A 14,972-nucleotide genomic window follows, 5' to 3' on the forward strand; every position below is an offset into this window, starting at 1 on the left:
CTTCTTTCGAAGTCTAATTGTCTGTTCAGAACGATTATCCTTTATAGTTACCAAGTCTAAAAGCACCTTCAATTAATTGAACGGTTCGTTTTATTACCCAAGTTTTACATTTTTAATTATGTAAACTCGCTTCTTGTACTACTTCTCTGTTTATGTAAATCTTTTCAAAGAACTCTTTCTTTATGCGGCAAAAAGCCTTGTAAGACTCTTGCCTTACTCTTAGGATTCGAGCTTCAATTGTTAGGTTGTTGCCTTGTTCCTGAAAGCGAGTGCAAAGGTATAACTTTATTGCCAAACTGCCAAAACTTTCACGAGAAAAATTCGAGATTTTTGCAAAGTTTTCGTAATATTTGACAAATAAATAGACTTTCGAATTTTATACCTTTTATTATTTATGCGTGCGTGCGCACGAAAGATAAAACATATGACTAGGCTTTGGGATCTGTTCGGAATGCCTTCGGGAGGGTTCGCTTAATATTGGGGGAAATATCACACCGATATTTTTGCTAAAATATGCAGTTAACTGCGTAAGGGTACGAAGTTAACTGCGTAGACTGATGGAGTTAACTGCACAAGCCGATGAAGTTAACTGCGTAAAAATCGATTAGCTACATCGCCGTATAACCACCATCGACCGGCAACATGACCCCATTGACATAACTACTCGCTTGACTAGCAAGAAAGATCGCAGCCGTATCCAGTTCACCTTCCACCCCATAACGTTCCATCGGGATAGCCCCTTTAGCATAATCTTTAAACCATTGACTATCCAAGGTCTCCTTAGTAAGAGGTGTACAGAAATATCCAGGACAGATAGAATTAACCGTGATATTATATTTTCCCCATTCAGCTGCCAAAGCACGAGTAAGGTTCACCACACCACCTTTAGCAGCATGATAAGGACTAGCAGGAGCTATTTTGTTACCCACCAGACCATACATACTGGCGATATTGATGATGCGACCATATTGAGCAGGAATCATAGCCTTTTTGGCAACAGCACGAGCCACTCGGAAAGTACCGAAAAGATCGATATCCAGTTCATTACGAAATTGTTGGTCTGTGATATCCTCAGCAGGAGCCACAGCACCCGTTCCTGCATTATTTATCAAGATATCAATATGTCCGAAATGCTCCAAAGCCTCATCAACCACAGCCTCAACCATCTTGGTGTCTGTGATATCACAACGAATAGGAAGAGTGTCCACCCCAAAATCATCTCGAAGCATCTCAGCGACCTCTCGAATTTTCTCCTCACGACGAGCCACAGGAACAATACTACATCCCTGATTAGCCAAAGCCTTAGCCATCTGCACACCCAAACCCGTAGAGCAACCAGTTATCAAGGCCACCCTACCCGTAAGATCAAAATAATTTTCCATAGCGTTTTCCTTTCATTATAGTTCTGTTTTTCACTTTATATTTACAAAGATATATAATATAAGGTATAAAAAGCAGCAAATTATCATTAATTTGGATATTTCAATGATTATTCATACCTTTGCAACAAAAAAATAGGTATTAGTATGGCAATAAAAGCATTATTCTTTGATATTGACGGAACCCTCGTAAGCTTTAAAACTCATCAGATTCCAGAGTCGACAGTAGATGCATTGAGGAAAGTTCACGATAAAGGGGTAAAAATCTTTATCTCCACAGGTCGCCCATTGAAATTCATTGTAAACCTAAGTCAGATAGAAGACTTGATAGATGGATATGTCACGACCAATGGAGCCTTATGCTTTATTGGCAACAAGACTATCTGTTGCAACAGCATCAACAAAGATGAAGTTGAAAAGATACTAAAGAAATGCGAAGAGGCGAACTGTCCGTCGGTAGTTGTGGGCGAGAATAACATTGCCGTGTACAATCACGAAACTATCGTAGACAAAATCTTCAGAGAAGGACTCGGACTGGGTGATTTCGAGTTTGCCAATTTGGAAGACACACTCCACGAAAACATATTGCAGATGACCCCATTCCTGACTCTAGAGGAAGAAGCCGCTCTGATGCCTACGCTTCCCGGATGTACCTCAGGGAGATGGAGCCCAGACTTCACAGATATCACAGACCTTAAGGCAGATAAAGGCAAAGGAATCACAGCAATCGCCAAGCACGAAGACATAGACATCACAGAGACCATGGCTTTCGGCGATGGCGGCAACGACAACACGATGCTACTTACCGCTGGCATTGGCATTGCTATGGGAAATGCCAATGAGAGTACCAAACAAGTAGCCGACTATATAACAGATACCGTAGACGAAGATGGTATCAAGAATGCCCTACTCCATTTCGGAGTAATCGAAGCATCATGAATCCTGGCTATAATCCTTAGCCAATCCACCCTCCGAGGTTTCCTTATAGAGCGACGGAATATCATGTCCCGTCTGCTTCATCACATTAACGACACGATCGAAAGACACACGATGCTTACCATCAGAGAACGTAGCATATAGTTGAGCATCCAGCGCACGAGTTGCCGCAAAAGCATTTCGCTCGATACAAGGAATCTGTACCAATCCGCACACAGGGTCACAAGTCATTCCCAGATGATGTTCAAGTCCCATCTCAGCACTATATTCTATCTGAGCAGGACTACCGCCAAACAACTGGCAAGCAGCAGCCGACGCCATGGCACAAGCCACACCGACCTCACCTTGGCAACCGACCTCAGCTCCAGAGATAGAAGCATTCCGCTTTACGATATTGCCAAAGATACCCGCCGTAGCCAAGGCATGAACAATACGCAGATCACTAAAATGATGGTTACGAGAAAGATGATAGAGTACCGCCGGTACAACGCCACAAGCTCCGCAAGTTGGAGCCGTAACGATAGTACCGCCAGAGGCATTCTCTTCACTCACCGCCAAAGCATAAGCATAAACGAGCCCGCGACTTTGAAGTGATGGTTTATAACCACTGGCCTTCACGAAATAGGTAGAAGCTTTACGTGGCAGATTTAGCGGTCCTGGAAGCACACCCTCATGATTCAAGCCGCGCTCCACAGACTCCTGCATCGTACGCCACACCTCCAAGAGATAATCCCAAATGTCACTACCCTCACGCTCATCTACATATTCCCAATAGCTACGTCCATATCTTTCGCACCACCTGAGGATATCCGTCAGCGTATTCAGATCATACACATCATCTTGGCGCAAACTATCATTTTCACCTTCGGAGAGAGCACCACCTCCTACGCTATATACAACCCACTCTTCGAGGTCGCCACCAGAGATATCCTTACCCGAGAACTTCATCCCATTAGGATGAAAAGGCAGGAAGATATCAGGTTGCCAGTCGATAGTAACAGGAGCTACAGGACGAAGCACCTCCTCAATGGCCTTATCCGTCATGTGTCCACGTCCCGTAGCCGCAAGACTGCCATAAAGGGTAACATAAAAACTAGAAGCATTACGATGCTTGCTCAGATACAGTTGAGCAGCCTTCTGTGGGCCCATTGTATGACTTGATGAAGGTCCAACACCTATTCTATATATTTCTCTGATAGACTCCATATCTACATTATCTTTATACCCACAAAGATATAACAAAAGTTTTTCACATACAAATACAAGACCGCTTTTTTACACAAAATAAACAATAAAAAAAAAGACTGATGCATCTACGGACACACCAGTCTAAAAACATTATATATATAAACACTTAATTCAATCGTTCCTCAAGATGAGCACGGATAGCCGCGATAAAATCAGAAGAATTCACAGCCTTAGCTTCCACACCTTCCATCAGGTTGACAAGATCCTTAGTGGCAACGCCCTCGTTAAGCGTATCAAAGCATGCTGCCTCCAACTGATTACCGAAGTTTACCAGAGCTTCAATACCATCCAGTTCACCACGTTTGCGCAAAGCACCACTCCATGCAAAGATTGTAGCCATAGGATTCGTAGAAGTTTCCTCACCCTTAAGATATCGATAATAATGACGCGTCACCGTACCATGAGCAGCCTCATATTCATAATTCCCATCTGGTGAAACAAGTACAGAGGTCATCATCGCCAAACTACCGAAGGCTGTAGAAAGCATATCACTCATCACGTCACCATCATAATTCTTGCAAGCCCAGATAAATCCGCCCTTGCTTCTGATGACACGAGCCACGGCATCATCAATCAAAGTATAGAAATACTCAATACCCAGTTCCTCGAACTTCTGCTTATATTCGTTCTCATAAATTTCCTCAAAGATCTTTCTGAACTGAGCATCATACGTCTTACTGATTGTATCTTTAGTAGCAAACCACAAATCCTGTTTCGTATCGATAGCAAACTTAAAACAACTATGAGCAAACGAACGAATACTCTTGTCGGTATTGTGCATACCCTGGATGACACCTGCACCATCAAAGTTATGGATTTCAACCTCCTGTTTCTTTCCACTCACACCCTCGAAGACCAGTTTAGCAACACCAGCCTCCTCAGCACGGATTTCCACACTTTTATACACATCACCATAAGCATGACGAGCGATCGTGATAGGCCTCTCCCAATTCTTCACCACCGGATGAATACTAGGAATCGTGATAGGAGCACGAAATACCGTTCCGTCCATGATAGACCGAATCGTACCATTAGGACTTTTCCACATCTTATGCAGATGATATTCATCCATACGTTTTACATTAGGAGTAATTGTGGCACACTTCACAGCCACACCATATTTTTTAGCAGCCATTGCAGAATCTATAGTCACCTGATCCTCCGTTTTATCGCGATTTGGCAATCCCAAATCATAATAATCCGACTTGAGATCAACAAAAGGAAGGATTAATTCATCTTTAATCATCTTCCATAAAATGCGAGTCATTTCATCGCCATCCATCTCGACGAGCGGAGTCGTCATCTTAATCTTTTCCATTATTCAGTTTCTTAGTGTTTACGGCTGCAAAGATAACAAAAAGATTTTACTTAAGGAAAGAATATATAATTTTATTATAAAAAACATAGCGATTACTTTCAAAATAAAAGCAATCGCTATAAAGAAATAATATCGATTAAAAGTTATCTCACTTATTTAGCATTCTCCTCAGGAGCCTTATCAATAAGGTCCATAAACTGGTCAAGTTTTGGAGTGATAATAATCTGAGTACGACGGTTACGCTGCTTACCGATCTCAGTATCATTTGTAGCTACAGGATTATACTCACCACGTCCACCAGCAGTAAGACGCTTAGGATCTACCCCATAGTGATCCTGCAAATACTGTACAACAGAAGATGCACGGAGGGCAGACAAATCCCAGTTGTTACGAATATTCTTCATAGAAGCAGCCTTGTTGTTGACAGGAACGTTATCCGTATTACCCTCAATGAGGACATCATAATCCTTATAATCCATGATGATCTTGGCAATCTTGCTCAAAGTCTCCTCAGCGCGGTCGTTCACCTCATAGCTACCACTCTTATAGAGCATATTGTCAGCCAAAGAAATATAGACAACACCCTTGAGCACCTGAACATCCACCTCTTTCATCTCCTCTTTGCTCAACGAACGAGTAAGATTATTGGTAAGAACCATATTCAGACTATCACTCTTACTCTTCACCTCTACGAGATGACGAATATACTGATTACTCTCATTAATCTGGTCAACCAACTTAGAGATATTGATATTATTAGAATTAGCATTGGTCAAACTCTTGTCGAGAGAAGACTGAAGGGCAGCATAATCCTTCTTCTGCTGTGCGAGTTGATCTTCAAGCGAAGCCACGCGCGCATTAGCAGCAGCCAATTTTTCTTTAGAATCCTGATAGTTGGTTGTTAACTCCCTATTCTCATTCTGACAATTCTCTAATTCCTTCTTGCTAGCACAACTTGTAACGAGCAAAGCACCCGCAGCCAAAGTAAGTGCAAATAAAAAATTCTTCTTCATAAGTATCTATTTTTGTTTTTCGCATAAAGTTTGATTATTCGCTGCAAATTTATAAATTAGGTCGAGAAGATTGAAATAACCCCCATTACTTTAAAAAAAATTAACCACCTAATAATAAATATATTGCCAAATTAACATAACATTTAGAATGTCTACACAAAAATATGCAATAAGCATAGCTGAATCTAAATTAAATTTGTTACCTTTGCAAGCAGATTATAACACCTATTTAATTGTAAAGAGATTATGATTCTTTTTTTCAGAACTCCATCAAAGAGTGTGATTGCAACTGAGATCGACCATCAGCCGAATCAGGATGAAATCAATGAACTATGTTGGCTTTACGGCGACGCAAAGCTAGAAGACGCTAAGGAACTAAAGGGTTTCTTTATTGGCCCTCGCCGTGAAATGATTACTCCTTGGAGTACGAATGCCGTTGAGATTACTCAGAACATGAGTCTTAACGGCATTTCGCGTATAGAGGAGTACTTTCCTGTAGATTCGGAAGATGCCGAGCACGACCCTATGCTTCAGCGCATGTACAACGGCATAGATCAGGAAATATTCACAGTGAACCACAATCCAGAACCAATCAAGCATGTAGAAGACCTTGAGAAGTTCAACGAGGAAGAAGGTCTAGCACTCTCACCAGAGGAGATGGAGTATCTCCATAACATCGAGAAAGCAAACGGTCGTCCACTTACCGATTCTGAGATTTTCGGTTTTGCCCAGATCAATTCTGAGCATTGCCGCCATAAGATTTTCGGTGGAACCTTCATCATCGATGGCAAAGAAATGGAAAGTTCTTTGTTTGCCATGATCAAAAAGACGACACAAGAGAACCCAAACAAGATTTTATCAGCTTATAAAGATAACGTAGCTTTTGCTCAGGGACCTACCATTGAGCAGTTCGCTCCTAAGGACCAGAGTACCAGCGACTATTTCCGCATAACAGACATCGAAAGTGTTATCTCTCTCAAAGCAGAGACCCACAACTTCCCTACTACAGTAGAGCCATTTAACGGTGCTGCTACTGGTACTGGTGGTGAGATTCGTGACCGTATGGGTGGAGGTGTCGGCTCATGGCCTATCGCTGGCACAGCTTGCTACATGACTTCATATCCTCGCTTAAAGGATGACAATGGTAAGAGTGACACAGAGCGTGATTGGGAAGATGTACTCCCTGTACGTCAATGGTTGTATCAGACACCTGAGCAGATTCTTATCAAGGCTTCAAATGGTGCGAGCGACTTCGGTAACAAATTCGGTCAACCACTGATCACCGGTTCATTGCTCACCTTCGAACATCAGGAAAACAACGAGAAGTATGCCTACGACAAGGTCATCATGCTCGCTGGTGGTGTAGGTTATGGCAAAAAGCGCGACTGTCTAAAGAAAGAGCCACAAACAGGCAATAAGGTTGTCGTAGTAGGTGGTGACAACTATCGCATCGGATTAGGCGGTGGTTCTGTATCATCAGTAGATACAGGTCGTTACAGCAATGGTATTGAGTTGAATGCTGTACAACGTGCTAATCCTGAGATGCAGAAACGTGCCTACAATCTGGTACGTGCCCTTGTAGAAGAAGACACTAACCCTGTAGTAAGTATTCACGACCACGGTTCTGCCGGACACCTGAACTGTCTATCAGAATTGGTTGAAGAATGTGGTGGTGAAATCGATATGACAAAATTACCAATCGGAGATAAAACGCTCTCGGCTAAGGAAATCATCGCAAACGAGAGTCAGGAACGCATGGGCTTACTGATTGATGAAAAATACCTCGGCCATGTACAGCAGATTGCCGACCGAGAGCGCGCTCCAATGTATGTTGTCGGCAGAACTACTGGCGATGCTCATTTCTCTTTCGTCCAGGGCGATGGAGTAAAACCTTTCGACTTGGATGTTGCTCAGATGTTTGGTCATTCTCCTAAGACCGTGATGAAGGACGAAACTGTAGAGCGTAAATATGAAAATGTCACTTATAATGAGAGTCACTTGGATGAGTATCTCAACCGTGTTCTCCAGCTCGAAGCTGTAGCTTGTAAAGACTGGTTGACCAACAAGGTTGACCGCTCTGTAACAGGTAAGGTAGCTCGTCAGCAAACTCAAGGACAGATCGAGTTACCTTTGAGCGACTGCGGTGTTGTAGCTCTCGATTATCGTGGAGAGAAAGGTATTGCCACCGCTATGGGTCATGCTCCACAGGCTGGATTGGCAGATCCAGCAGCAGGTAGTGTTCTCTCTGTAGCCGAAGCTCTTACCAATATCGTATGGGCCCCTATGGCCGACAAGGAGGAACCTTTAAGTTCACTTAGTCTGTCAGCCAACTGGATGTGGCCATGCCGCAGTCAGAAGGGTGAGGACGCTCGTCTATACAGTGGAGTAAAGGCTCTATCTGATTTCTGCTGCGCCATCCACGTCAATGTTCCAACAGGAAAAGACTCATTAAGTCTTTCTCAGCAATATCCTAACGGTGAGAAGATTATCTCTCCGGGTACCGTTATTGTAAGTGCAGGTGGCGAGGTAAGTGATATCAAGAAAGTTGTAAGTCCTGTAGTTGTCAACGACAAGAACAGTTCATTATATCACATCGACTTCAGTTTCGACGAACAGCATCTTGGCGGTTCTGCCTTTGCACAGAGTCTCAACAAGGTTGGTTCAGACGTTCCAACAGTGAAGAATCCAGAATATTTCGTAGACTGTTTCAATGCCATCCAGGAGTTGATCAACCGTGGATGGATCATGGCAGGACACGACATCTCTGCAGGTGGTTTGATCACAACATTACTGGAGATGACATTTGCCAACACAGAAGGTGGTTTGAATGTCAACCTCTATGATCTTGCCGGTGACGACATCGTAAAGATTCTCTTTGCCGAGAACCCTGGCGTTGTTATTCAGGTAAGCGATGAGCACAAGGCTGAAGTTAAGAAATTCCTCGATGATGCAGGCATTGGCTATGCTAAGATTGCTTATCCTACAGACACTCGCAAGATTGTAGTCAAGAAGAACGATTATGAGCACGAGTTCGACATCGATGCTCTCCGCGATACTTGGTACAAGACCTCTTACCTACTCGACCGCAAACAGAGTTTCGGTGGTATGGCCAAGAAGCGTTTCACAAACTATAAGAAACAACCTATTGAGATGAAGTTCAACGAGAACTTCACAGGAAAGCTCGCGCAATATCATCTTGATGCCAACCGTCGTACACCATCAGGCGTTAAGGCTGCTATCATCCGTGAGAAGGGTACCAACGGAGAACGCGAAATGGCTTACTCTATGTATCTAGCAGGATTTGACGTAAAGGATGTTATGATGACCGACTTGATCAGTGGTCGCGAGACTCTTGAGGATGTCAACTTTATCGTATTCTGCGGTGGTTTCTCTAACTCTGACGTATTAGGCAGTGCTAAGGGATGGGCTGGTGCATTCCTCTACAATCCTAAGGCAAAAGAAGCGCTCGACAAGTTCTACGCTCGTGAGGATACTTTAAGTTTGGGTATTTGCAACGGTTGTCAGCTCATGGTAGAATTAAATCTGATCAATCCAGAGCATAAGCATCGCAGTCATCTCTGCCACAACACTTCTAAGAAATTCGAAAGTTCTTTCTTGGGTCTGAACATACCACAGAACGATAGTGTCATGTTCGGAAGTCTCAGTGGCAACAAACTCGGCATCTGGGTAGCTCACGGTGAAGGTCGTTTCTATCTTCCAGAACCTGAGGACCACTACAACATCATCGCCAAATACAACTACGCTGAATATCCAGGAAATCCTAACGGATCTGATTACAACGTAGCTGGTATCTGCAGTGCTGATGGTCGTCATTTGGCTATGATGCCTCACTTGGAGCGTGCGATATTCCCTTGGCAGAATGCTTGGTATCCACTCGATCGTCGTAACGATGAAGTTACCCCATGGATAGAAGCCTTTGTCAACGCTCGCAAGTGGATTGAGAATAAGACAAAATAAGAATTGAATAATGGGACTATATTGGACATTATTTAAAACATTCTTTAAAATTGGCGTAGTCACCTTCGGAGGTGGCTACGCCATGATTCCTATGATAGAGGAAGAAGTTGTACACAAAAACCAATGGATCAACAAAGACCGCTTTGTCGACTTATTGGCTATTGCCCAGAGTTGTCCAGGCGCATTTGCTGTAAACATCAGCATCTTTATCGGATATGCCCTACGTAAGTCGAAGGGTGGAGTTATTGCCGCTTTGGGATGTGCACTTCCTTCTTTTATCATCATTCTACTCATTGCCATGTTCTTTCATCAGTTTGAAGACAACCGTATTGTGGCAGCAATATTCCGAGGCATCCGTCCTGCAGTAGTAGCCTTGATTGCCGTACCTACCTTTGAGTTGGCAAAGAGTGCAAAAATCAATCTGACAAATTGTTGGATTCCTATAGGAGGCGGCCTACTCATCTGGCTACTGGGAGTAAATCCTATTTATATCATCATCGCTGCAGGAATAGGTGGTTTCATATATGGTAAGTTTATAAAACCTACAGAATAGAAAATGATATATATACAACTCTTTATCACATTCTTAGAAATTGGTATCTTTGGATTCGGTGGCGGATATGCTATGGTATCGTTGATTCAAAGTCAGGTTGTAACTCATCATCACTGGATGACCATGGGAGAATTCACAGATGTCATTGCGATATCACAGATGACTCCGGGCCCTGTAGGTATCAACTCTGCAACTTACTGTGGATACACCGTCGTACACAACGCAGGATATAATGGCATCATGGCGATACTAGGTTCTGCTACGGCAACCTTTGCCCTGATCTTACCTTCTCTCATACTAATGATTTTTATCAGCAAGATGTTCATGAAGTACATCCATACAGCTACGGTACAATACATTTTCATGGGATTACGCCCAGCTATTGTTGGTTTATTGGGTGCTGCAGCCTTACTACTGATGAACGCTGAGAATTTCTCAAGTCCTAAAATAAATCCTTGGCAGTTTTATATCAGCATCTTCTTATTCTTGGCAACATTCATAGGAACGAAGATCCTTAAGATCAATCCTATCAGAATGATGTTCTACTGTGCCTTAGCTGGACTGTTATTGTTATACTAATGGTTTCGTATAAGGGGTGTACCTTTATATTATAGAATAATGGTTTATTGAACTTCTATATCGAACTTATTATAAATATCGGATAAACAAAAAAAGGCTTCAACAGAATGATGTGAAGCCTTTTTATTTTATAAGGAATATTCTTAGAACTCGATGATCAAAGCCTGACGAGGTGTCAGTTTAATATTTTTAGTCAAATCAATCTGTTTTCCTGTCATAACATCCTGAGCTTGCTTGTGATCTTTTATCAGTTCAGCATAACGCTCAACACAAACTTCTCCGGAAGTATTCTTTCCATTAAGGATAGTCATAGAAGTCTTTCCCTGATACTGGCGAGCAATGACATATACACCATTGAAAGGTATAAACTGTATCTGTCTGCCCTTTGTTATCAAAGGATTGTTCATACGCCAATGCAATAACTTGCTCAACCAATTAAACACGGCATTTTCACTTTCAGATCTTCCTTCTGCAGTGAAACAGTTATGTTTATCACCTGGGAAGCCGCCAGGGAAATCCTTACGGACATTACCATCAGTGACAGTTTTTATACCATTCATCAGGACCTCTGTACCATAATACAACTGAGGAATACGATTCATCGTAAGAAGAAGAGCATAACCTTGCTTCAAGGCCAAAGTATCTTTGCCTTCACCCAAGAATCTATCGGTGTCATGGTTTTCGAGAAATGCCATCACTGAAGAAGGATTCTCATAGAGGTAATCATATACCAAGCTGTTATATACCCTATTGAAGCCTTTACTGAGCCCATCAGTTTCTTCATTCTTAGCCTGACTGAGTTTAACGAAGAAACTAAAGTCCATCACCGTCTTCAGATAACTATTCTTCTTTACCAATCTGCTGTCTTTCTGCCATGCTGCAGTATAAGGAGGCTCATCCACCCATGTCTCACCAACGGTATTGAAGTTAGGATATTCTTCGTCGATGGTCTTCATCCATAAAGCCATTCCATCACGATCAGCATAAGGATAAGTATCCATTCGGATGCCATCGATACCTGCAGATTCTATCCACCACTCACTATTCTGGATAAGATATTTCATAACATGTGGATTGCGCTGGTTCAAGTCAGGCATGCTCTTGACAAACCATCCATCTACAGTCTCACGCTTATCAATATCCGATGCGTAAGGGTCAAGCACCGGAGTAAGTTTATAACTGGTCTGGAAATATTTATCCTTATCACCAGTAAGCCACTCTGGGGTATTAAACCAATCCTTCGAAGGCATATCAGCAACCCACGGATGCTCAAATCCACAATGGTTGAAAATCATATCCATAACGATTTTCAGTCCATGTGCATGTGCGTCATCTATTAAAGCCTTATACTGAGCATTCGTTCCGAAACGTGGGTCGATACGATAATAGTCTGTTGTGGCATATCCATGATATGTACTAAACCCATCTTCGGAATCCGGAGAATTATTCTCCTGAACCGGAGTAAACCACAATGCAGTGACGCCCAACTGGTTGAAATAATCTAGATGCTGACGGATACCTTCCAAGTCACCACCATGACGCAAACTCGGTTTACTACGATCAACGACATAGTGGTTCATACCCTTGATGTGCTTAATCTTACCGGAAGATGCAAAACGGTCGGGCATCAACATATACAGGACATCTGCATTCGTAAAGCCCATTCGCTTATCTCCAGACATGGCACGACGCTTGAGCTGATATTTCACACTTCTGGTAGAACCGTTCTGTGTGAATCTGAGATTCATCATGCCAGGTTGTGCATTCTGTAGATTCAAGTAAATCAAAAGATAATTTGGCGAATCCAACCTTACAAGAGAATCAATTTTCACCCCCGGATAATCAACACTCACCTGAGCACTCCGGATGTCCTTTCCATAAACCATCAACTGAAGTGACGGGTCTTTCATACCGACATACCAGTCGGTAGGTTCAATCTTATCGACTTTGACCCCTGCATTTACACTCAACACACAGAATAGTAAATTTAAAACTACAAAAAACTTTTTCATATTAAGGTTATTAAAAATTGCTTACCCTACTAGTCATGAAGAATCAAGGCTGTCTGCGGATCTACCTCTATCTTTCTTCCTTCAACAGTCCCAAATCCGCGCTCGTCAATCTGCCCATCACAGCATACAACAGTATATTTTCCCTGAGGAATATCTACAAGTTTTGCCTCACGATTTGCATTTAGAATAACAATGATGTTATTCCATGAGTCACCTCCTGCATGGTTGCTTAATTGAAAAGCAACAAGACATTTCTGAACAGGAAGAAAACTTAAATGTTCGCGTACTAATTCTGCCTTTGAAAGTCGGAATGCTGGATGATTTTTACGCAATGATATCAAATTACTATAATAATTAAACACCTGAGGATATTTCTTCAGATTATTCCAGTCGAGATGATTTACGCTATCGGGAGAATTAAAACTATTATGCACACCTTTCTTATCACGAAGCATTTCTTCACCACTCAAGATGAAAGGTACACCTTGAGATGTAAGTACAGCTGTCTGAGCAAGCTCATCCAACCTAATCAATTCTTCTGTGGAAATCTGTGGTATCTCAGCCTTCAATCTGTCAACTAAACACATATCGTCATGACAACTTACATAACTAATATGCTGAGTTGGTTCCTTAGCCCATGCAGTCTTATCATAATTCACCTTGCTCATATCAACCTGAGGGTGATCAATTCCACCAACAATACCGAACTTTAAACTTTCTTCTTCACCTGGATAACCTGCGAGAAAAGCTCCCTGAGTATCATCAGAGAATGGACCACGCAAAGCATCACGCATATCATCACCAAAGGCTGCTATCCCCGACATTTGTGGAATGTTAACTTTGGTAGCCAACAATTCTGACGGATAAGCACAATGTCCTGCACTCCACCCTTCACCATATACGAACAAGGAAGGATCAATAGCATTCAACTGTTCGCGTATAGCGTTCATTGTCGGAATGTCATGAACACCCATAAGGTCAAATCGGAATCCATCAATATGATATTCATCTACCCAGTATTTCACACTCTCTAGCATGAATTCACGCATCAAAGGTTGATCGGATGCGGTTTCATTTCCACATCCAGAGCCATTACTTGGTGAACCATCTGGATTATATCGATAATAGTAATTAGGATAAGTCTTTTGGAAATTGCTATTTTCAAGATCAAAAGTATGATTATATACCACATCAAGAATAACACGGATACCAGCTTCATGCAAAGCCTTGACCATCAGTTTGAACTCCTTAATTCTACAAGTCGGTTCAAAAGGATTTGTAGAATAAGAACCTTCTGGTACATTGTAATTCAAAGGATCGTAGCCCCAGTTATACTGTGGCTTATCTAATTGCGCCTCATCTACGGATGCATAATCAAAAGAAGGTAAAATATGAACGGCATTTATACCTAAATTCTTCAGATGTTCTATCGCTTTGGGTTCTGTCAAAGAAAGAAACTTTCCACGATATTTCAATCCAGAAGATGGATCAATAGAGAAATCCCTCCAATGCATTTCATATATCACCAAATCTGCAGGAGATAATGTTTTAGGATGTTGGTCTTTATCCCAACCGACCGGGTCTGTGTCTTTCAGGTCAGTGATATATCCACGCTTTCCGTTAACACCTACGGCTTTGGCAAATGTACCCGGCGTTTCACCTCTTCCGATATCAAAGGTATAGAACTTTCCTTTCCAGTCTCCTTTGAGGCGAACCGTCCATTCTGTGGGAGCAACCTTCTTGAGTTTGGCCACCTTTATGGCATTTCCACCTTGCCCATTTTCGTAGATTCTTACCACACCACGGAAAGGAGTGTTCAATCTAAAAACAGTCTGCTCAGGACTGTAGGACATCTCTTTGAAGACATCCTGAGCCTGAGCAGGATTCGTTAAAACGACTGCTAATGCAGTAACATATATATTCTTAAACCTTATCATGATTTAATACCACAAGCGT

At 42.2% G+C, this 14,972-nt stretch carries 10 protein-coding genes; 4 read left to right on the forward strand and 6 right to left on the reverse strand.

Annotated features, from left to right (window positions below):
• Nucleotides 1-608: 608 nt before the first annotated feature.
• A complete protein-coding gene (locus K333_RS0108890) occupies nt 609-1,382 on the reverse strand; it encodes an SDR family oxidoreductase (RefSeq protein WP_024990536.1) in 774 nt (257 codons plus the stop codon).
• Between the two features lie 144 nt (nt 1,383-1,526).
• On the opposite strand from K333_RS0108890, the gene K333_RS0108895 reads away from it, so the two are divergent.
• On the forward strand, nt 1,527-2,318 hold the full coding sequence (locus tag K333_RS0108895; RefSeq protein ID WP_036889142.1) for a Cof-type HAD-IIB family hydrolase: 792 nt from the start codon (nt 1,527-1,529) through the stop codon (nt 2,316-2,318).
• Here the strand turns inward: K333_RS0108895 and K333_RS0108900 are convergent.
• The 3 genes from K333_RS0108900 to K333_RS0108910 all read right to left on the reverse strand — a co-directional run bounded on the left by K333_RS0108900 (nt 2,313) and on the right by K333_RS0108910 (nt 5,894).
• The gene (locus K333_RS0108900; protein WP_027452587.1) at nt 2,313-3,521 is read right to left on the reverse strand and encodes an L-serine ammonia-lyase; all 1,209 of its coding nucleotides are present in this window, start codon (nt 3,519-3,521) and stop codon (nt 2,313-2,315) included. The two genes, K333_RS0108895 and K333_RS0108900, sit on opposite strands and share 6 nt — an antisense overlap.
• A gap of 148 nt (nt 3,522-3,669) precedes the next feature.
• Nucleotides 3,670-4,881 (reverse strand): NADP-dependent isocitrate dehydrogenase, encoded by a 1,212-nt coding sequence (locus tag K333_RS0108905; protein ID WP_024990537.1) that lies wholly within the window; start codon nt 4,879-4,881, stop codon nt 3,670-3,672.
• Between the two features lie 152 nt (nt 4,882-5,033).
• Nucleotides 5,034-5,894: an OmpA/MotB family protein gene (locus K333_RS0108910; protein ID WP_024990538.1), complete on the reverse strand. Its 861-nt coding sequence runs from the start codon at nt 5,892-5,894 to the stop codon at nt 5,034-5,036.
• Between the two features lie 246 nt (nt 5,895-6,140).
• Between K333_RS0108910 and purL the strand changes: the two genes are divergently transcribed.
• Genes purL through K333_RS0108925 form a run of 3 tightly spaced genes read left to right on the forward strand, consistent with a single transcriptional unit; the run spans nt 6,141 to nt 11,004 of the window.
• Nucleotides 6,141-9,872, forward strand: coding sequence for a phosphoribosylformylglycinamidine synthase (gene purL / locus K333_RS0108915; protein WP_024990539.1), 3,732 nt, complete (start codon nt 6,141-6,143; stop codon nt 9,870-9,872).
• 10 nt (nt 9,873-9,882) lie between these two features.
• Nucleotides 9,883-10,425 (forward strand): chromate transporter, encoded by a 543-nt coding sequence (locus tag K333_RS0108920; protein ID WP_027452588.1) that lies wholly within the window; start codon nt 9,883-9,885, stop codon nt 10,423-10,425.
• Nucleotides 10,426-10,428: 3 nt separating this feature from the next.
• Nucleotides 10,429-11,004: a chromate transporter gene (locus K333_RS0108925; RefSeq protein WP_027452589.1), complete on the forward strand. Its 576-nt coding sequence runs from the start codon at nt 10,429-10,431 to the stop codon at nt 11,002-11,004.
• A 143-nt stretch (nt 11,005-11,147) separates the two neighbouring features.
• Here K333_RS0108925 and K333_RS0108930 read toward each other — a convergent pair whose 3' ends face one another.
• Both K333_RS0108930 and pulA read right to left on the reverse strand, forming a co-directional pair.
• A complete protein-coding gene (locus K333_RS0108930) occupies nt 11,148-13,016 on the reverse strand; it encodes a glycoside hydrolase family 13 protein (RefSeq protein ID WP_024990540.1) in 1,869 nt (622 codons plus the stop codon).
• 29 nt (nt 13,017-13,045) lie between these two features.
• Entirely contained in the window at nt 13,046-14,953 is a 1,908-nt protein-coding gene (gene pulA / locus K333_RS0108935; protein ID WP_036889143.1) for a type I pullulanase, read from the reverse strand.
• Nucleotides 14,954-14,972: the final 19 nt, after the last annotated feature.

The sequence above is a fragment of the Segatella albensis DSM 11370 = JCM 12258 genome (assembly GCF_000426565.1).
Lineage (GTDB): Bacteria > Bacteroidota > Bacteroidia > Bacteroidales > Bacteroidaceae > Prevotella > Prevotella albensis.